Annotated in this window: 17 protein-coding genes; 16 read left to right on the top strand and 1 reads right to left on the bottom strand. The window is 64.4% G+C overall.

Translation table 11 applies throughout. The features are described 5' to 3' along the window. The first annotated feature begins 13 nt into the window (after positions 1-13). The 8 genes from AC1KAR_RS01525 (at position 14) to AC1KAR_RS01490 (ending at position 9,442) form a co-directional block, all read left to right on the top strand. Positions 14-1,261, top strand: coding sequence for a branched-chain amino acid ABC transporter substrate-binding protein (locus tag AC1KAR_RS01525; protein ID WP_480314014.1), 1,248 nt, complete (start codon positions 14-16; stop codon positions 1,259-1,261). Between the two features lie 317 nt (positions 1,262-1,578). Continuing rightward, on the top strand, positions 1,579-2,526 hold the full coding sequence (locus AC1KAR_RS01520; protein WP_480314012.1) for a branched-chain amino acid ABC transporter permease: 948 nt from the start codon (positions 1,579-1,581) through the stop codon (positions 2,524-2,526). 1 nt (position 2,527) lies between these two features. After that, complete coding sequence (locus AC1KAR_RS01515) at positions 2,528-3,823, top strand: branched-chain amino acid ABC transporter permease (protein ID WP_480314010.1); 1,296 nt, start codon at positions 2,528-2,530, stop codon at positions 3,821-3,823. Then, positions 3,820-4,623: an ABC transporter ATP-binding protein gene (locus tag AC1KAR_RS01510; RefSeq protein WP_480314008.1), complete on the top strand. Its 804-nt coding sequence runs from the start codon at positions 3,820-3,822 to the stop codon at positions 4,621-4,623. Before AC1KAR_RS01515 ends, AC1KAR_RS01510 begins: the two co-directional genes overlap by 4 nt. A gap of 8 nt (positions 4,624-4,631) precedes the next feature. Beyond that, the gene (locus tag AC1KAR_RS01505) at positions 4,632-5,327 is read left to right on the top strand and encodes an ABC transporter ATP-binding protein (RefSeq protein ID WP_480314006.1); all 696 of its coding nucleotides are present in this window, start codon (positions 4,632-4,634) and stop codon (positions 5,325-5,327) included. 167 nt (positions 5,328-5,494) lie between these two features. After that, positions 5,495-7,600 carry a 3-hydroxyacyl-CoA dehydrogenase NAD-binding domain-containing protein gene (locus tag AC1KAR_RS01500; RefSeq protein WP_480314004.1) on the top strand — a complete coding sequence of 702 codons (2,106 nt, stop codon included), beginning with the start codon at positions 5,495-5,497 and terminating at the stop codon, positions 7,598-7,600. 58 nt (positions 7,601-7,658) lie between these two features. After that, positions 7,659-8,237: an HD domain-containing protein gene (locus AC1KAR_RS01495; protein ID WP_480314002.1), complete on the top strand. Its 579-nt coding sequence runs from the start codon at positions 7,659-7,661 to the stop codon at positions 8,235-8,237. Between the two features lie 29 nt (positions 8,238-8,266). Beyond that, positions 8,267-9,442, top strand: coding sequence for an acetyl-CoA C-acyltransferase (locus AC1KAR_RS01490; RefSeq protein ID WP_480314000.1), 1,176 nt, complete (start codon positions 8,267-8,269; stop codon positions 9,440-9,442). A 24-nt stretch (positions 9,443-9,466) separates the two neighbouring features. On the opposite strand, the gene AC1KAR_RS01485 is transcribed toward AC1KAR_RS01490, so the two are convergent. After that, the gene (locus AC1KAR_RS01485; RefSeq protein WP_480313999.1) at positions 9,467-10,408 is read right to left on the bottom strand and encodes a bifunctional enoyl-CoA hydratase/phosphate acetyltransferase; all 942 of its coding nucleotides are present in this window, start codon (positions 10,406-10,408) and stop codon (positions 9,467-9,469) included. Positions 10,409-10,514: 106 nt separating this feature from the next. Between AC1KAR_RS01485 and AC1KAR_RS01480 the strand changes: the two genes are divergently transcribed. The 8 genes from AC1KAR_RS01480 (at position 10,515) to AC1KAR_RS01445 (ending at position 18,568) form a co-directional block, all read left to right on the top strand. Beyond that, positions 10,515-12,896, top strand: coding sequence for a DUF3141 domain-containing protein (locus tag AC1KAR_RS01480; protein WP_480313996.1), 2,382 nt, complete (start codon positions 10,515-10,517; stop codon positions 12,894-12,896). A gap of 17 nt (positions 12,897-12,913) precedes the next feature. Continuing rightward, positions 12,914-13,237 (top strand): hypothetical protein, encoded by a 324-nt coding sequence (locus tag AC1KAR_RS01475; protein ID WP_480313995.1) that lies wholly within the window; start codon positions 12,914-12,916, stop codon positions 13,235-13,237. A 173-nt stretch (positions 13,238-13,410) separates the two neighbouring features. Further along, a complete protein-coding gene (locus AC1KAR_RS01470; RefSeq protein ID WP_480313993.1) occupies positions 13,411-15,240 on the top strand; it encodes an acyl-CoA dehydrogenase in 1,830 nt (609 codons plus the stop codon). Position 15,241: 1 nt separating this feature from the next. After that, complete coding sequence (locus AC1KAR_RS01465; RefSeq protein WP_480313991.1) at positions 15,242-15,457, top strand: hypothetical protein; 216 nt, start codon at positions 15,242-15,244, stop codon at positions 15,455-15,457. Then, positions 15,454-16,245, top strand: a complete 792-nt coding sequence (locus AC1KAR_RS01460; protein WP_480313990.1) for an SDR family oxidoreductase — start codon at positions 15,454-15,456, stop codon at positions 16,243-16,245. Before AC1KAR_RS01465 ends, AC1KAR_RS01460 begins: the two co-directional genes overlap by 4 nt. Positions 16,246-16,250: 5 nt before the next feature. Then, positions 16,251-16,694, top strand: a complete 444-nt coding sequence (locus AC1KAR_RS01455; protein ID WP_480313988.1) for a PaaI family thioesterase — start codon at positions 16,251-16,253, stop codon at positions 16,692-16,694. Positions 16,695-16,715: 21 nt separating this feature from the next. Beyond that, positions 16,716-17,663 (top strand): glutathione S-transferase family protein, encoded by a 948-nt coding sequence (locus tag AC1KAR_RS01450; protein ID WP_480313986.1) that lies wholly within the window; start codon positions 16,716-16,718, stop codon positions 17,661-17,663. Next, the gene (locus tag AC1KAR_RS01445) at positions 17,660-18,568 is read left to right on the top strand and encodes an SDR family oxidoreductase (protein WP_480313984.1); all 909 of its coding nucleotides are present in this window, start codon (positions 17,660-17,662) and stop codon (positions 18,566-18,568) included. Before AC1KAR_RS01450 ends, AC1KAR_RS01445 begins: the two co-directional genes overlap by 4 nt. Positions 18,569-18,571 lie beyond the last annotated feature (3 nt).

The following is an 18,571-nucleotide window of genomic DNA, read 5'->3' as shown; positions in this document are numbered from 1 at the left end:
AGGAGAGAAGTTGATGAAGTTCCGCAAAAACGTGGTAGGTCTGGCAGGCGTGGCGGCGCTTGCGCTGAGCGCAAGCGCGGCGTTCGCCCAGGCCGGTGAGACTGTCAAGCTGGCCTTTGTCGACCCCCTTTCGGGCCCGATGGCAAATATCGGTACCAACATCCTGCACACCTTCCAGGCGGTCGCGGACCTCAAGAGCGGCAAGGGCAACCCAGCTGGCGTGAAGTACGAGATCGTTCCTTTCGACAACAAGGGTTCGGCACAGGAAAGCCTGAGCGTCCTGAAGGCAATCATCGACCAGAACATCCGCTACATCGTCAACGGCAACGGCTCAGCGCCCGCCATGGCACTGGTCGATGCAATCAGCAAGCACAACGAGCGCAACCCCGGCAAGGAAGTCGTCCTGCTCAACTACGCAGCAGTGGATCCCGACCTGACCAACAGCAAGTGCAACTACTGGCACTTCCGCTTCGACGCTGACACGTCCATGAAGATGGAAGCCATGACGACCTACATGAAGGACGACAAGTCCATCAAGAAGGTCTACATCATTGGCCAGAACTACTCGCACGGTCACCAGGTCGCCAAGTTCGCCAAGGAAAACCTGGCTCGCAAGCGTCCCGATGTGCAAGTCGTCGGTGAAGACCTCCACCCGATCGCCCAGGTGAAGGATTTCGCACCCTACGTTGCCAAGATCAAGCAGTCGGGTGCCGACACCGTGATCACCGGCAACTGGGGCAATGACATGGCCCTGCTGTTCAAGGCTGCGAAGGACGCTGGCTTGGACGTCAACTGGTACACCTACTACGCTGGTGCAGCAGGCACGCCTGCAGCCATTGGCGACTACGGCCTGGGCAAGATCCGTTATGTGTACCCGGGTTACCCCAACCTGCCGGGTGAGTACCAGAACACCATGAAGGCCTTCGAAACCCGCTTCAAGGGTGAAGACTTCAGCACCGCCACCTCGCTGTCTGTGTTTGACGTTCTTGGCGGAGCGATCTCCAAGGCGAAGTCCACCGATCCGGTGAAGGTTGCCAAGGCGATGGAAGGTCTGACGGTGAAGGCGTATTCGGGCGATGTCCAGATGCGCGCCAGCGATCACCAGCTTCAGCAGACCCTGTACCTGGCAAGCTGGGGCAAGGTCGACAAGAAGAACCCGGTGAACCGCGAGAACACCGGCAATACCTGGATCGCGGAAAAGGTGTTCGAGCCCTATGTGGCCAGCACCCCGACCACTTGCCAGATGAAGCGTCCGGGCTGATCGCGCAGAAAGTCCGATGGCCTCGTTAGGCCGTGGGACTGCCTTCCGAGCAAAGAGGCAAGCCTTCACGGGCTTGCCTCTTTTGTGCGTTGCAACGGGGTACTCCCTAGCGCACGCCTCAAGAATTTCAACTACGGTCCGATTTGTATTGGGTTGCCGCAAAAGAGACGATTGATTTGTCTCGACCGCGACGCGCTTTGCGCTGCGCCACGTAGTACGCTGGCGCCCATTTCGTCAGGACGCCGCTTCGAGCAAGGCCGCACTCCCACGCGTGCGCTTGCGAGTTTTTCACTCTCACCTTTGGACCAAACGACGCGATGGAGTTCTTCACCATATCGCTATTGAACGGCGTCAGCTATGGGCTGCTGCTGTTCATGCTGAGCTCGGGGCTGACCCTGATCTTCAGCATGATGGGCGTGCTCAATTTCGCCCACGCGAGCTTCTACATGCTCGGGGCCTACACGGCCTTCACCACGACGAAATACGTGGGCTACTGGCCGGCGCTGATCGTCGCGCCACTCGTGGCCTTCCTGCTGGGCGCGGCGTTCGAGCGCTTTTGCTTGCGGCGCGTGCACAAGTTCGGCCATGTGCCTGAACTTCTCGTGACCTTCGGTCTGTCCTTCGTGATGCTCGAACTGGTGCAACTCACCTGGGGCCGCCTGCCAGTCGATTACAAGGTGCCCGAGGCACTGAGTGGCCCGCTATTCACCTTGTACGGAACGCAGTTCCCGATGTATCGCGGCTTCATGATGCTGGTGGCATTCCTGATGCTGCTCTCGCTGTGGCTCCTGCTGTCCAAGACGCGCGTCGGCCTGGTCATTCAATCCGCGCTGACTCACCCGGATATGTCTGAATCGCTCGGCCACAACGTGCCGCGCGTCTTCATGATGGTGTTCGGCGGAGGTGCCGCCTTGGCTGGCCTTGCGGGCGTGATCGGTGGCAATGCCTATGTCACGGAGCCGGGCATGGCGGCGGCCGTCGGCCCGATCATCTTCGTGGTGGTGGTGGTTGGCGGATTCGGCTCACTGGCCGGGGCGTTCGCCGCGTCGCTGCTGATCGGCGTCGTTCAGACGTTCGCTGTGGCGATGGACCAATCACTGCTCGGCGCCCTGAACACGATGAACGTCAACGTTTCTCCTTCCACCTTTGGCTATGCGCTGCTCGACCTGAAGATCTCGCAAGTTGCACCGATCCTGCCGTATCTGCTGCTGGTGCTGATGCTGATCTTCCGCCCGAAGGGCTTGATGGGTACGCGCGAGGGCTGACATGAGCAAGACACAGTATTTCCAGTTCCAGCCCTTCAACTTTGGCCGCCTGTTCGTTTGGGGCGGGTTCGCGCTCGTGTTGCTGATCGCGCCCTTGCTGTTCAAGAGCAGTCTCGCGCTCACCGTGCTGTCTCAGATCGGCTACATGATCATCATCTGCCTCAGCTACAACCTGCTGCTGGGTCAGGGCGGCATGCTGAGCTTCGGTCACGCCGTCTACACCGGCCTGGGCGCCTTTTTCGCCATTCACGCACTCAATCTTGCGAGCGCCGGCACGCTGCCGATTCCGGTCAGTTTGGTGCCCGTGGTCGGTGGTATTGCTGGTGCGGCCATCGCGGCGATCCTGGGTTGGGTGACGACCAAGAAATCGAGCAATACCTTTGCGATGATCACCTTGGGCGTCGGTGAACTCGTGTTTGCCATGTCGCTGATGTTCTCCGGTTTCTTCGGGGGCGAAGGTGGCGTGAGCGGCAACCGGGTGGTGGGTCAGCCCATCTTCGGCATCACCTTCGGGCCTGCGATCCAGGTGTACTACCTGATCGCCGTGTACTGCTTCATCTGCACGGGCCTCATGTTCATGCTGACTCGCACCCCGCTGGGTCGCATGCTCAATGCCGTACGCGACAACCCGGAGCGGGTCGAGTTCATTGGCTACAACACGCAGGTGGTGCGCTACATGGCGTTCATCATTGCCGGCTTTTTCGCCGGCATCGGTGGCGGTCTGATCGCGCTCAACTTCGAGATCGTGACGGCCGAATCGGTGCACGCAACGCGTTCAGGTGGCTATCTCCTGTTCACCTTCCTGGGCGGAGCACTCTTCTTCTTCGGCCCGATCATCGGCGCGGTGTTGTCAGTGCTGGCCTTTGTGCTGTTGTCCGAGATCACCAAGGCCTGGTTGCTCTACTTGGGCATCGTGTTCCTGGTGATGGTGATGTTCGCGCCGGGCGGCATCGCCAGCCTGGTGGTGATGAACATTCGTGTGGCCAGCTTCGGCAAGTTCCGCCGCTTGCTGTTGCCATACGCGGGGCTGATCGTCACCACGGTGATGTGGTTGCTCGGCCTGTCGGCCATCATCGAGATGGTCTATCACTACCAGCTGGAGTCGGGCACGGGCGACACCGTCAAGTTCCTTGGTCAGGTGCTCAACGTCAAGGAGATGTCTCACTGGTTGACGGCGGCTGCGCTGCTAGTGGTGGGCGGAGGCCTGTTTGAAGTGGTGCGTCGCCACTTCAAGCTGACGTGGGACGGCATCCAGGAAGAGATCGAGAAAGCGAATCACCGCAGAGGTGCTGCATGAGCCAGGGCAACGTGGCAACAAACAACAAGGGCGGTTGGGCGCTTGAGCTCAACGACTGCCGCAAGAGCTTCGGCAAGACCGAGATCATCCGTGGTGCTTCACTCAAGGTGAAGGAAGGCGAACGTGTGGCCGTGATCGGCCCGAACGGTGCCGGCAAATCCACGCTGTTCAACCTGATCAGCGGCCGCTTCGGCCTCAGCAGTGGCGAGATCAAGCTGCACGGTGAGCGTATCGACCGGCTTCGGCCGTTCGAGATCAATCGCCGTGGACTGGCGCGCAGCTTCCAGGTATCAAACCTGTTCGGTCGCCTGTCGGTGTTCGAGAACATCCGGTGCGCCGTGCTGTGGTCGATGGGCTATCGCTATGTGTTCTGGCATTTCCTTGCCAACATGCACGATGCCAATGATCGCGCCGAGCAGGTGCTCAAGATGATCAAGCTGGAGACCAAGCGCAACGAGTCGGCAATGAACCTCACCTATGCCGAGCAGCGTGCGCTCGAAGTGGGTATCACCATTGCCGGTGGCGCGAGCGTGATCCTGCTCGACGAGCCCACGGCCGGCATGAGCAAGAGCGAAACGTCGCGCTTCATCGACCTCATTCGTGAGATCACCGTCGGGAAGACGCTGCTCACGGTGGAGCACGACATGGGCGTGGTGTTCGGCCTCGCCGACAAGATCGCCGTGCTCGTGTACGGCGAAGTGATTGCCTTCGACACGCCAGAAGCCGTGCGCGCCAATGCGCGTGTGCAAGAGGCCTACCTTGGCTCCGTGCTGGCCGATCAGCAAGCTGCGGGGCACTGAACATGACGATGCTTCAACTGCAAGATCTGCACGCCTATTACGGCAAGAGCCATGTGCTGCATGGCGTGAACATGAACGTGAGGCCGGGCGAGATCGTGGCGCTTCTGGGCCGCAATGGTTCGGGTCGTTCGACGACGGTCAAGACCATCATGGGCCTGGTCGATGGCCATGGGTCGGTGAAGTTTCGCGACAAGGAGATCCTCGGCAAGAAGGCCTTCGAGATCGCGCATGCCGGCATTGGCTACGTGCCCGAGAACCGCGACATCTTCCCCAAGCTCACCGTGCACCAGAACCTGATGCTCGGCGAGAAGGGCAAGGGCAAGAAGCCGCGCTGGTCATTCGACGACATGTACCAGATGTTTCCGCGCCTGAAGGAGCGTCAGCACACCGAGGCTGGCGTGCTGTCGGGTGGCGAGCAGCAGATGCTGACGCTGTGCCGCACGCTCATGGGCGACCCCGACCTGATCATGATCGACGAACCGACCGAAGGTCTGGCCCCGAAGATCGTCGAGTTGGTCGGCGAGTACCTCAAGGAACTCAAGCGCCGCGGGATTTCTGTGTTGCTGGTCGAGCAGAAGCTGACCATCGCGCTGTCGATCTCCGAGCGCTGCTACGTGATGGGGCATGGGCAGGTGGTGTTCGAGGGCACCCCTGACGAACTGCGCGCCAATACGAGCGTTCGCAAGGAGTGGCTGGAGGTCTAAGATCGACCGCAGTCTCAGCCGCCACACCGGCCGGCACTGGCTCCGAACGACAAATCGCACGTGCGTTTTGTCGCTGACGAGACAGGAGCCGGCCGTTGTGCTTTCTAGACTCGAACGATCGTTCGTTTTTTCTTTTGCCTGTCTGGCAACCTCTGAGGGCCACCGCCATGAGCGCCACCTATGAACTGCGCGGCAGCGTTGCTGTCATCTCCTTGAACAACCCGCCCGTGAACGGGCTCGGGCTCGCGACCCGTTTGGGCATCACCGAGGGCCTGGAGAAAGCCTCGACTGATACGGCCGTCAAGGCGATCGTGGTGACTGGCGCCGGCAATGCCTTCTCCGGTGGCGCGGACATCAAGGAGTTCGGCTCGCCCAAGGCGCTGGCCGAGCCCAACCTGCTGAGCGTGATCGCGGCACTCGAAGCGTGCAGCAAGCCGGTGGTGGCTGCCATCCACGGCGTATGCATGGGGGGCGGGCTGGAACTGGCTCTGGGTTGCCACTACCGCGTGGTGGCCAAGGGCACGCAGGTCGCCTTGCCTGAAGTGAAACTCGGACTGATCCCTGGTGCGGGTGGTACGCAGCGCCTGCCACGCGTGATCGGCGTCGAGGCGGCACTCAACATGATCGTGAGCGGCGATGCGGTGAAGGCCGAGATGCTGGCGGCGCTGCCCGGCCAGAAGCTCTTCGACGAGCTGGTGGATGCGGATGTCGTCGCGGCCGCCCTCACATTCGCGGCTGAAGTCGCTGATCGTGGTGGCAAGAACGGACAGCTCCCGCTCGTGCGCAATCTCAAGGCCACGCATGCCAACCCGGATGGCTACTTCCAGTTTGCGTGCAACACGGTGGGGGCGATGTCGCGCAACTATCCTGCGCCGTTGCAGTGCGTCGAAGCTGTGGCGAATGCCGTCTACAAGCCGTTCAACGAAGGAATGCGGCTGGAACTGGTGGCCTTCCAGGCGCTGATGCTCACACCCGAAAGCCGCGCCCTGCGGCACGTGTTCGTGGCCGAGCGCGCGGCGAGCAAGATTCCCGACGTGCCCGCCGACACGCCGTTGCGCGACATCAAGAAGATCGCGGTGATCGGGGCCGGCACCATGGGTGGTGGCATTTCGATGAACTTCCTGAACGCCGGCATCCCGGTGACTATCCTCGAGATGAAGCAGGAGGCGCTCGATCGCGGCATCGCCACCATCCGCAAGAACTACGAGGCGCAGGTCAAGAAGGGCAAGCTCTCGCAAGACAAGCTCGACGCCCGCATGGCGCTGCTGAGCACCACCCTCAGCTACGCCGACCTGAAAGACGCCGACATGGTGATCGAGGCCGTGTTCGAGGACATGGCCGTGAAGGAGAAGGTCTTCACGGCGCTCGACGAGGTGATGAAGCCCGGTGCCATCCTCGCGAGCAACACCTCCACGCTCGACGTGAACCAGATCGCCGCCTTCACCAAGCGCCCGCAGGATGTGATCGGCACGCACTTCTTCAGCCCGGCGAACGTGATGAAGCTGCTGGAGGTGATCCGCGGCGAGAAGACCGCCAAGGACGTGCTCGCCACCGTGATGGCGCTTGGCAAGAAGATCAAGAAGACCTGCGTGGTCTCGGGCGTGTGCGATGGCTTCATCGGCAACCGCATGATCGAGCAGTACTCGCGCCAGGGCGGCTTCCTGCTGGAAGAGGGCGCCACGCCCGAGCAGGTCGACAAGGCGATCGAGAAGTTCGGCTTTGCGATGGGCCCCTTCCGCATGGGTGATCTGGCCGGCAACGACATCGGCTGGTATATCCGCAAACGCCGCGCCATCGAGCAGCCCGGCATGCTCTACAGCAAGACCGCCGATGTGCTGTGCGAGATGGGCCGCTTTGGCCAGAAGACCAGCGCAGGCTGGTACGACTACAAGCCGGGCAAGCGCGACGCCATCCCTTCGAAGGAGGTGGTCGAGATGATCGAGAAAGTGCGTGCCGAGAAAGGCATCACCCCGCGCAAGATCAGCGACGAAGAGATCGTGCAGCGCCTAGTGTACGCGCTCGTGAACGAAGGCGCCAAGATCGTGGAGGAAGGCATCGCGTCACGCGCCTCCGACATCGACATGGTCTACCTCACCGGCTACGGCTTCCCTGCCCACCGCGGCGGCCCCATGTGCTACGCCGACACGCAGGGCCTCTTCAACGTGGTGGCGGCGATGAAGCGCTTCCAGAAGAACCCGCTCGACGACGCGAAGTTCTGGGAGCCGGCACCACTGCTCGCCAAGCTCGCCGCCGAGGGCAAGACGTTCAGCTGAACCCGCGTTGACGAACGACACGCATCAGATCCCAGGCAGAACCCAGGAGACACACACCATGAAGCGCGCCACCTTCACCCGCATGGAAACCAGCACGGCCGACGACTGGGCCATCATCAAGGAGGAGGCCGGTGCGTTCCAGCGCGGCCTGCCCGAGCGGCTGATGGCGCACCTGAAGCTGCTCGAAGGTGACTACGGCGGCTTCCCGGTCGACCGCTATACCCATTCGTTGCAGACCGCCACGCGTGCCTTGAAGGATGGCCGCGACGACGAGTACGTTGTCTGCGCGCTGCTGCACGACATTGGCGACACACTCGGACCGGCCAATCACTTCGACATTGCCGCGGCCATCCTCAAGCCCTTCGTGAGCGCCGAGAACCTCTGGATGGTGCAGAACCACGGCATCTTCCAGGGCTACTACTTCTTCCATCACCTCGGGCTGGACCGCAACCTGCGCGACCAGTTCAGTGGCCACCCGTCGTACGAACGCACGGCCGAGTTCTGCGCGCTGTATGACAACCCGGCCTTCGACCCCAAGGGCGAGACACTGCCCATCAACGAGTTCGAACCCGCACTGCGTGCCGTGTTCGCCAAGCCCAAGAACAGCATCTACATGCCGGCCCAGAAGGCGGCCTGACACCACAACCGCCACCCCCGGAGTACCCCATGACATCAGCCGTGATCGTTTCCACCGCCCGCACGCCGCTCGCCAAGAGCTGGAAGGGTGCCTTCAACATGACGCATGGCGCGACGCTGGGCGGTTTCGCCGTCAAGGCGGCGGTGGAGCGCGCCGGCATCGAAGGGGCCGAGGTCGATGACGTCATCATGGGCTGCGCCACGCCAGAAGGTGCCACCGGCGGCAACATCGCCCGCCAGATCGCGCTGCGCGCGGGGCTGCCGATCACCGCGAGCGGCATGACGATCAACCGCTTCTGCTCAAGCGGGCTGCAGACCATCGCCACCGCCGCCCAGCGCATCATCGCGGGCGAGGGTGACGTCTACGTGGCCGGCGGCGTGGAGAGCATCTCCTGCGTGCAGAACGAAGCCAACCGCCACATGGCGGCCGATGGCTGGCTCAAGGAGCACAAGCCCGAGATCTACTGGAGCATGCTGCAGACGGCCGAGCAAGTGGCCAAGCGCTACAACATCGGACGCGACCGCATGGATGAGTACGGTGCCGCCAGCCAGCAGAAAGCCTGCGCTGCACAAGAAGCCGGCAAGTTCAACGACGAGATGGTCACCGTGACCACCAGCGCCGGCGTTGCCGACCCGGTGCTGGGGCTGCGCACGAAAGAGGTGACCATCAGCGCAGACGAAGGCCTGCGCGCAGGCACCACCAAGGAAGGCATCTCGAGTATCAAGCCCGCGCTGCCCGGTGGCCTGGTCACGGCCGGCAATGCCAGCCAGTTCAGCGATGGCGCGGGCGCCTGCGTGCTGATGAGCGAAAAACTCGCCGAGCAGCGCGGCTACAAGCCGCTCGGCCGCTTCCTGGGTTTTGCGGTCGCAGGCTGCGAGCCCGACGAGATGGGCATCGGCCCGGTGTTCGCCGTGCCCAAGGTGTTGAAGAAGCTGGGCCTCAAGGTCAGCGACATCGACCTCTGGGAGTTGAACGAAGCCTTCGCCGTGCAGGTGCTGTACTGCGCCGACACGCTGGGCATCCCGATGGACCGCCTCAACGTCAACGGCGGTGCCATCGCGGTGGGGCACCCCTACGGCGTGAGCGGCCAGCGCCTGACCGGCCATGCGCTGATCGAAGGCAAGCGCCGCGGCGCCAAGCGCGTGGTGGTCACGATGTGCATCGGCGGCGGCATGGGCGCTGCCGGCGTGTTCGAAGTCTTGTAAACCCAGGCGCGGCGGGCAGGGCGCTCAGCCCACCGCCTTGATGCGGCCCTCGCGGGATGCGGTGGCCAGCATCGACGCCACGGCGCACGATGCCAGCCGCGATGGTTCCGAATCTGCGCGGCTCGTCAGGATGACTGGCACCTTGGCCCCGAGGACGATGCCTGCCGAGTAGGCCCCGGCCAGAAAGCTCAGGCTCTTCGCCAGCATGTTGCCGGCGTCCAGATCCGGCACGATCAGCACATCGGCCTGGCCGGCGACCGGCGAGACGATGCCCTTGATGCGTGCGGCGTCCATGTCGATGGCGTTGTCCATGGCGAGCGGGCCATCGATGTGCGCGCCCGTGATCTGGCCGCGATCGGCCATCTTGCACAGCGCGGCGGCGTCGATGGTGGAGGGCACGCGCGAGTTCACCGTCTCCACGGCCGACAGCACCGCCACGCGGATGTCCTGCATGCCCAGCGCCTGAGCCAGGTCGATGGCGTTGCGCACGATGTCCGCCTTCTCTTCGAGCGTGGGCGCGATGTTGATGGCGGCGTCTGAAATGATGAGCGGCTTGGCGTGGCCGGGCACGTCCATCACGAAGCAGTGGCTCACCCGGCGAGAGGTGCGCAGCCCGCCCTGGCTTCGCACCACGGCAGACATCAGCTCGTCGGTGTGCAGGCTGCCTTTCATCAAGGTGTCGACCTCGCCCTTGAGCGCCATGGTCACGGCGGTGTCGGCGGCGGCATGGCTGTGCGGCGCATCGATCACGAGCAGGCCCGACAGATCGACACCTGCCTCGGCGGCCGTGCTCTCGATCTTGGCGCGCGGGCCGATCAGGAGCGGCGTGATCAAGCCGAGCCGGGCCGATTCCAGCGCGGCCTGTAGCGCCACATCACTGCATGGGTGCACAACGGCGACCCTCAGCGGGGGGCGCTCGCGCGCTGCGGAGATGAGTCGGTCGTAGTGGGGGTGGGTGCTTGGCATGTGCAGCTCGGTGTAGAGGCCCTGATCGGTTCAGGGCAATAGCAGGTTTGAAAGTTGCATCCTGCATGCTGCAATGCAACAGATCAAGACCCGGACGCGATTCTTCATGGCCAAGCCCGAACCTACTTCATCCGCGCCACACGGCGGCGCACTCGCGCGGCTCGCGCAGGACACCACCTCATACGCGCTCGATGCCTGGCAGCGCGGCGTCCTGACGCTCGACGTGCTGCGTGAGCGCGGTGACATCTTCATCGCTCACTTCATCGCGGGCAAGCCGCCCTTGCTGAAGTTCGAGCATGAACTGCTGATCGACGGCAAATTCTTGCCGCACCCCTGCAACTATTCGCTGTTGCGCATCGTGCCGCCGGCCGGCGTGAGCGTCGATGACGCCCATCGCCCGATCGTCGTCGTCGACCCGCGCGCGGGGCACGGGCCTGGCATTGGGGGCTTCAAACCCGACTCCGAGGTCGGTGTGGCACTGCATGCGGGGCACCCGGTCTACTTCATCACCTTTGCCCCCGAGCCTGTCGATGGCCAGACGCTGCTCGACGTGGCGCGTGCCGAAGCCGCCTTCATCGAAGAAGTGATCCGCCGCCACCCCAGGTGCCCGGACAAGCCCGCCGTCATCGGCAACTGCCAGGCTGGCTGGGCCGTGGCGGCGCTGGCGTCGGTGCGCAACGACATCATGGGGCCGCTGGTGCTCAATGGGGCGCCGCTGTCGTACTGGGCCGGCAGTGCCAAGCAGAACCCAATGCGCTATTCGGGCGGCATGCTGGGCGGTGCGTGGCTCTCCGCGTTCACGGCCGATCTGTCGGGCGACCGATTCGACGGCGCCTGGCTGGTCGAGAACTTCGAGAACCTGAACCTCGGCAATACGCTGTGGGGCAAGCTATATAACCTCTACGCCAATGTCGACACCGAGCGCGAGCGCTTTCTCGAGTTCGAGCGGTGGTGGGGTGGCTACTTCCGCATGACGGGCGAAGAGATCGAGTCCATCGTCGAGAACCTGTTCGTCGGCAACAAGCTGGCGCGGGGTGAGGTGGTGGTGGATGGCAAGCGGGTCGACCTGCGCAACATCACCGCGCCGCTCGTGATCTTTGCCTCGTGGGGCGACAACATCACGCCGCCGCAACAAGCGCTCGACTGGATGCTCGACGTGTGGGGCGACGAGAAGGCGCTCATCGCCGCCGGCCGCACCATCGTGTACATGTTGCACCCCACCATCGGGCACCTGGGCATCTTCGTGGGCGGTGCTACGGCCCGCAAGGAGCACGATCAGATCGTCAACACGCTCGACCAGATCGAAGCCCTTCCGCCCGGTCTGTTCGAGATGAAGATCGAAGCCAAGGACCCGAAGGCACCCTTTGCCGAACTGGAATCGGGCGCGTTCACGGTGCGCTTCGAAGACCGCAGCTTCGACGACATCCGCGCGCTCAACGTCGAAGGGCGTCGCGACGAGGCCCTGTTCAGCACGGTCGCGCAACTGTCGGAGCTCAACATGCAGGCCTATCGCCAGTGGGCACAGCCTTTCGTGCGTGCCGTAGGCAGCAGGGCGCTGGGGGACGCCATGCGCTGGATGCACCCCTTGCGGCAACAGCACCTGGCGTTCTCGTCGCTCAACCTCATGGCACCCTGGCTCAGGCAGGCGGCCGAGCAGGCACGCAGCGATCGCAAGCCGACCGAAAGTGACAACCTCTGGCGCGGCTGGGAGAAACTGGTCTCGGACAGCATCGTCCAGGCGCTGGATTTCGTCGGGGGCGTGCGCGACGATGCCTCCGCCCAATGGGTTACCGCTGCCTACAGCCCGCAAGGCTTGGGTGCCGTGCTCAGGCCGGAACCGCCGGGCGAGGCGGCGGCCCTCGAGCGCGCCAAGGGCGACGAGCAAACCGCTCGCCTGGTCGCGCTGGCCCGTGCCGATGAAGGCGGCTTCGCCGAAGCGGTGTGCCGCATGGTGTTGGCTGGCATCGAGCAAGGCGGCGGCATCGAGCGTCGCAGCCTGCGCCTGGGTGAGCTGATCGCGCAATCGCATACCGAACTGGCGCACCACGCCATCGTGCCGCCGGCGAGCAGCCGGCGCGACGACTGGGAGCAATTGCTGGACGGCCAGACCCTCGTGATGACATTCGCGCACGACGAAGCCCTGGCCGCGCTGCCGCACCTGCTGCCCAGCCGGGTCGAGCGCGAACAGGCGCTGGCTGTCGCCGCTGCCGTGCTGTTGGCCGCGCCGCGCCGGGCCGAGTCTCCCGCCATGGCAAAGATCGGCAAGAAACTGGGTGTCGATCCGGCGCGTGTGGCGGCTCTTGCCGTATCGCTCGCACAGACGGTTGCGACGCGGGCCGCCGGAGAGCATGCCGAGTCTGTACCTGGCGTCACGCCGATGCCGGCCAAGCGCGGGGCAGCCCGCACCAAGGCGCCGGCAGTGGCGCGCATGCCGTCGGCACGCCGCGCGCCGGCCTCCAAAGCCCGCCGTGGGAGCGCCACCGCGTGAGTGCGCTTCGATCTGACATGCAAGGCTCCGACCACTTCACCCACGACCATTGGGCCACGCTGCTGGAGAGCATCGACCTGTGCATCGTCCAGGAGGCGGTGATCTGCCACGTGAAGCTCCTCGACCCGGGCGTCGTGGAGCGTGTGCTTCGAGACGACGCCAGTGTGTGCGGTGCCGACAACCCGGCGGCGTTTCGCAAGCTGCGCGGGCTGCTCAACATGCATGCCACGGCTCGACAGGAGATCGCGCTGGCGCTCGGTGAAGAAGAGGCCGAGGCCATCGGCGCCAAGGTGCGTGAGCACCTGGCGCCGCGCATCGGCGATCAGTTGGGCGGGCTCTGACTGCCCTCGGGGCGACGCGGGACAAGCCGCAAGCGCAGCCCACCTCGCGGGGCGCTTTTCAGCGCTGCCCTATGGCACTGCCACGCGCCGGGCAGTCGCCATGGCGATAGTTCACGGGCGGCTCACTGCGGCATAGTGCGGGGTTCGCACCTCATCGAACCGCCGCGCTGATCATGAGCTACCGCACCACCCTGGATTTCCTGCTGTTCGACTGGTTGAAGGTCGAATCGCTCTCGCAGCGCCCGCGCTTCGCCGACCACTCGGGCGAGACGTTCTCATCGGTGCTCGACACCTGCGAGCGCATCGCCCGCGAGAAGTTCGCGCCGTTCAACCGCCTGTCGGACACCCAGGAGCCGCACTTCGACGGCGAGAAGGTGATCCTGCCGCAGGCATCGCACGATGCGGCCAAGGCGTACGTGGAGTCGGGCATGCTGGCCGCCGCGCAAGACTACGAGATCGGCGGCATGCAGCTGCCCTGCGTGGTCGAGATGGCGGCCAATACCTTCTTCTCGAAGGCGAGCATCGGTTTGGGCGGCGGCGGCATGCTGACCGCCGGCAATGCCAACTTGCTGATGGCGCACGGCACGCCGGCACAGCAAGAGGTGTTCGCGAAGAACGAGTTCTCCGGCCGCTTCTTCGGAACCATGTGCCTGAGCGAGCCGCAGGCCGGCTCGTCGCTGTCAGACATCGTCACGCGCGCCACACCCGATGGTGACGACTTCGAGACCGACCCGCTCGGCCCACGCTACCGCCTTCGCGGCAACAAGATGTGGATCAGCAACGGCGAGCACGAGCTGACCGAGAACATCGTGCACCTCGTGCTGGCCAAGATCCCCGGCCCGGATGGCAACCTGATCCCCGGCACCAAGGGCATCTCGCTCTTCATCGTGCCCAAGAAGCTGGTCGACACCGACGCCAGGCTCACCGGTGAGCGCAACGACGTGGCGCTTGCGGGGCTGAATCACAAGCTGGGGTACCGCGGCATTCCCAACACCTTGCTCAACTTCGGTGAAGGCAAGTACGCGGTGCGTGGCAAGCCGGGGGCGATCGGCTACCTGGTGGGCAAGCCGGGCGATGGCCTGAAGGCCATGTTCCACATGATGAATGAGGCGCGCATCGGTGTCGGGTTGGGCGCCGTGATGCTCGGCTACGCAGGCTACGAGGCCAGCCTGGCGTACGCCCAGGGCCGCCCCCAGGGCCGCCCGATCGGCGTGGGCGGCAAGGACGCGAAGCAGGCGCAGGTGCCGATCATTCAGCACGCCGACGTGAAGCGCATGCTGCTCGCGCAGAAGTCGTACTGCGAAGGTGCGCTCGCGCTGGAGCTCTATTGCTCGCGCCTCGTCGATGAACTGCATACCGGCGAAGGCGACCAGAAGGCAGAGGCTGGCCTGCTGCTGGAGATGCTCACCCCCATTGCCAAGAGCTGGCCGAGCGAATGGTGTCTGGAGGCGAACAGCCTGGCGATCCAGATCCACGGTGGCTATGGCTACACGCGCGACTACCCGGTCGAGCAGTACTGGCGCGACAACCGCCTGAACATGATCCACGAGGGCACCCACGGCATCCAGGGCCTGGACCTGCTCGGCCGCAAGGTGCTCATGGATGGTGGCAAGGGCCTGGCCCTGCTGGCCAATACGATCAACGCCACACTCCAGCGCGCCTTGCAGCTGCCCGAGTGGGCCGAAGAAGCGAACGCCCTGGCGGGCGCACTCAAGCATCTGGGCAACGCCACCAAGTCGGCATGGGCCACAGGCGTGCCTGAGGAAGCTCTGGCCAACGCCGTGCCGTACCTGCAGGCCTTCGGCCACGCGGTGCTGGCGTGGGTGTGGCTCGATGTGGCGCTGTGCGCGCAGGCGAGCCAGGCCGAAGAGAACGTGCGCCAGGGTTCGCTTGCCGCGGCGCGCTACTTCTTCCGCTACGAGTTGCCGCGAGTTCCTGCGTGGCTCAAGGTGGTCGAGACGCGTGACGCCACCTGCCGCACCATGAACGACGCCTGGTTCTGACATGAAAGCCAGCACGCTGGAGGTCTGGATCTGGGTGCTGATCTACGGCGGGCTGATTGGCGTGGCGCTGGGCCTCTCGGTACGGGGCAGCGACGGCTCCCTGAGTGGCATTCTGGTCTCGGTGGGTGTGGTGATCGCTGCACTCGGCCTGGCACTCATCTACGTTCGCTCGCGCATGAAGGGCGAGATACCTCCAACCTCGGATAAGAAGACATGAGCACTCCTGTTCAAAAGCTGTTCGACCTCACCGGCAAGACCGCACTCGTCACCGGCGGCTCGCGAGGCCTGGGCCTGCAGATCGCCGAGTCGCTCGGCGAAGCGGGCGCGAAGATCCTGCTCACCTCGCGCAAGGCCGGCGATCTCGAAGAGGCTGCTGCGCATCTGAAGTCGCGCGGCATCGAGTCGATGTGGGTTGCGGCCGACGCAAGCCAACCCGAAGAGATCCAGCGCGTGGCGGCCGATGCGATGCAGCGCCTGGGTCAGGTCGACATCCTCATCAACAACGCCGGAGCCACCTGGGGCGCACCCGCCGAAGACCACCCGCTCGAAGCCTGGGACAAGGTGCTCAACCTCAACATCCGCAGCATCTTCCTGATGAGCCAGGCGGTGGGCAAGCTGAGCATGATCCCGCGCCGCCAGGGCCGCATCATCAACGTGGCATCGATCGCAGGCCTCTCGGGCGCGGGCCCCGACATCCAGTACATCGCCTATGGCACGAGCAAGGGCGCGGCTGTCAACTTCACGCGCACGCTCGCCGGCGAATGGGGCAAGTACGGCATCACCGTCAACGCGCTCGCGCCAGGCTTCTTCCCGAGCAAGATGACCATGGGCACGCTGGAGCGCGTGGGCGCCGAGAAGATGGCCTCGCGCGCACCGTTGCAACGCATTGGCGACGACGACGACCTGAAGGGCGCCGTGCTGCTGTTCGCTTCGGCGGCGGGCAAGCACATCACCGGGCAGATCCTGGCCGTGGACGGCGGGGTGAGTGCCATCCACGGTGGTTGAGCGAGATGAAGTTTCATACCTTCATCCCCTTCGTCGAGCACCTGGGCTTTGAGTTGCTGAAGTTCGAAGACGGCGAGGCCGAGATCGCCGTCACCTTGCGCGAGGAGCTGTGCAACTCGTGGAGCGTGGCCCACGGCGGCGTGACCATGACCTTGCTTGACGTGACCATGGCGCATGCCGCTCGCGCACAGGGTCTCGGCGGGGAAGGGCAGAGCAACGGCATCGGCGTCGTCACCATCGAGATGAAGACGAGTTTCATGCGACCCGGCTTGGGCCGCCTGCACGCCAAGGGCCGGCGTGTGCACGGCACCGCGTCGCTGGCGTTTTGCGAAGCACAGGTCTTCGACGAGAAGGGCGCGCTCGTGGCGCAAGCCAGCGGCACCTTCAAGTACCTCAAGGGCCTGCCCGCGGGTGGGCGCAAGATCATGCGCCCCGATGCATCCGATTGAGCGCTTTTCGAGAGCCACGCCATGTCTGACTTGATTCTTCACCACTATGACAGTTCGCCCTTCTCGGAGAAGGTGCGCCTGATCCTGGGCTTCAAGGGCTTGGCGTGGAAGTCGGTCAAGGTGCCGGTCATGCTGCCCAAACCCGATGTGGTGGCGCTCACCGGCGGATACCGCCGCACGCCTTTCCTGCAGGTCGGCGCCGATATCTACTGCGACACGGCGCTGATGTGTCGCGTCATCGAGTCCGTGGCACCGCAGCCTCCGCTGTACCCGGTGTCGGCCTCGGGCGCTCAACATGTGCTGGCTCAGTGGGCCGACAGCACCCTGTTCTGGACGGCGATCCCGTACACCATGCAGCCGGCCGGTGCGGCGCACATGTTCCAGGGCGCACCGCCTGATTTCCTCAAGGCCTTCGGGGCCGACCGTGCTGCCATGACGGCCGGCGTGCGTCGCGCGACCGTGGCCGACGCGGCCGCGCAACTCGCCAGCTACTTCGGCTGGCTGGAGGCCGAGCTCGCGGACGGGCGCAGCTACCTGCTTGGCGAGAAGCCTTGCATCGCCGACTTTTCGGTGGCTCAGTCGGTCTGGTACATCCGCCGCGCGCCCCCGGTGGCGACGGTGCTCGCGCCCTTCCACAAGCTGATCGCGTGGTATGAGCGGGTGGCGGCGTTCGGGCATGGCAGCTCGGAGAAAATGTCGAGTTCCGACGCGCTCGAGTTGTCGGCCAGAACCCGGAAGTTCGCTGCCGCACAGGTTGAACCGGGTGCCGGCTTCGCGGCTGGCGACGCGGTCACTGTGGCGCCGACCGACTACGCCACCGATATCGTGTCGGGCACGCTCATCGGTCTCAACACGCATGAAGTCGTCATCGAACGCACCGACGAACGCGCGGGCACGGTGCATGTTCACTTCCCGCGCATCGGCTACCAGATCAAGAAACCCAAAGTCGAATCAGGAGATAGCAAATGAAGAACTTCAAGGGCGGTACCGCCGTCATCACCGGCGCCGGCTCGGGCTTCGGGCTGGAGGCCTCGCGCATTGCAGCCAAGCTCGGCATGAATGTCGTCATGGCCGACGTGCAGGCCGACGCGCTGGAACTGGCCACGTCCGAGATCAAGGGGCTGGGCGCGCAGGTTCTGCCCTTCAAGCTCGACGTCTCCAAGGCGGAGCAGGTCGAAGCCATGGGGGCCGCGACGCTGGAGCGATTCGGGGCTCCCTCGTTCGTCTTCAACAACGCCGGCGTGGGCGGTGGTGGCCTGATCTGGGAACAGTCGGTCAAGGATTGGGAATGGATCGTCGGCGTGAACCTGATGGGGGTTGCACACGGCGTTCGCGTGTTCACGCCGATGATGCTGGATGCGGCCAAGAAGGACTCGTCCTACCAAGGGCACATCGTCAACACCGCGTCGATGGCCGGCATGCTCAATGCGCCGAACATGGGCGTCTACAACGTCACCAAGCATGCGGTGGTGTCGCTGAGCGAGACGCTGTACCAAGACCTGCGCCTCGTCACCGACCAGGTCAGCGCCTCGGTGCTGTGCCCGTACTTCATCCCCACCGGCATCCACAACAGCGCGCGCAACCGCCCGGCCGACATGCAGACCGAAGGCAAGCTCACCAAGAGCCAGATCATTGCCCGCGCCATGAGCGCCAAGGCGGTAACCAGCGGCAAGGTGACGGCGGCCACAATGGCGCAGTCGGTGTTCGATGCCGTGGCAGAAGGGCGCTTCTACATCTTCAGCCACCCCCATGCGCTGGGTGGCGTGCAGACGCGCCTTGAAGACGCGATGGCGGGCCGCAACCCGTCGGACCCATTCGCCGCACGCCCCGAAGTGGGCGCGCAACTGCGCGAAGCCTTGCGCGCCGCGGACTGACAC

The organism is Piscinibacter sp. PDB1-1, assembly GCF_056675995.1.
This window is presented reverse-complemented; position numbering and strand designations above follow the sequence as displayed.

Excerpts from the sequence above, each read along its gene's own strand:
- AC1KAR_RS01505 (WP_480314006.1), top strand. The coding sequence starts at position 4,632 with ATGCTTCAACTGCAAGATCTGCACGCCTATTACGGCAAGAGCCATGTG.
- AC1KAR_RS01485 (WP_480313999.1), bottom strand. The coding sequence starts at position 10,408 with ATGCCAAGCACCCACCCCCACTACGACCGACTCATCTCCGCAGCGCGC.
- AC1KAR_RS01465 (WP_480313991.1), top strand. The coding sequence starts at position 15,242 with ATGAAAGCCAGCACGCTGGAGGTCTGGATCTGGGTGCTGATCTACGGC.
- AC1KAR_RS01455 (WP_480313988.1), top strand. The coding sequence starts at position 16,251 with ATGAAGTTTCATACCTTCATCCCCTTCGTCGAGCACCTGGGCTTTGAG.
- AC1KAR_RS01495 (WP_480314002.1), top strand. The coding sequence starts at position 7,659 with ATGAAGCGCGCCACCTTCACCCGCATGGAAACCAGCACGGCCGACGAC.
- AC1KAR_RS01475 (WP_480313995.1), top strand. The coding sequence starts at position 12,914 with ATGCAAGGCTCCGACCACTTCACCCACGACCATTGGGCCACGCTGCTG.
- AC1KAR_RS01490 (WP_480314000.1), top strand. The coding sequence starts at position 8,267 with ATGACATCAGCCGTGATCGTTTCCACCGCCCGCACGCCGCTCGCCAAG.
- AC1KAR_RS01500 (WP_480314004.1), top strand. The coding sequence starts at position 5,495 with ATGAGCGCCACCTATGAACTGCGCGGCAGCGTTGCTGTCATCTCCTTG.
- AC1KAR_RS01515 (WP_480314010.1), top strand. The coding sequence starts at position 2,528 with ATGAGCAAGACACAGTATTTCCAGTTCCAGCCCTTCAACTTTGGCCGC.
- AC1KAR_RS01450 (WP_480313986.1), top strand. The coding sequence starts at position 16,716 with ATGTCTGACTTGATTCTTCACCACTATGACAGTTCGCCCTTCTCGGAG.
- AC1KAR_RS01445 (WP_480313984.1), top strand. The coding sequence starts at position 17,660 with ATGAAGAACTTCAAGGGCGGTACCGCCGTCATCACCGGCGCCGGCTCG.
- AC1KAR_RS01480 (WP_480313996.1), top strand. The coding sequence starts at position 10,515 with ATGGCCAAGCCCGAACCTACTTCATCCGCGCCACACGGCGGCGCACTC.
- AC1KAR_RS01460 (WP_480313990.1), top strand. The coding sequence starts at position 15,454 with ATGAGCACTCCTGTTCAAAAGCTGTTCGACCTCACCGGCAAGACCGCA.
- AC1KAR_RS01470 (WP_480313993.1), top strand. The coding sequence starts at position 13,411 with ATGAGCTACCGCACCACCCTGGATTTCCTGCTGTTCGACTGGTTGAAG.
- AC1KAR_RS01525 (WP_480314014.1), top strand. The coding sequence starts at position 14 with ATGAAGTTCCGCAAAAACGTGGTAGGTCTGGCAGGCGTGGCGGCGCTT.
- AC1KAR_RS01520 (WP_480314012.1), top strand. The coding sequence starts at position 1,579 with ATGGAGTTCTTCACCATATCGCTATTGAACGGCGTCAGCTATGGGCTG.
- AC1KAR_RS01510 (WP_480314008.1), top strand. The coding sequence starts at position 3,820 with ATGAGCCAGGGCAACGTGGCAACAAACAACAAGGGCGGTTGGGCGCTT.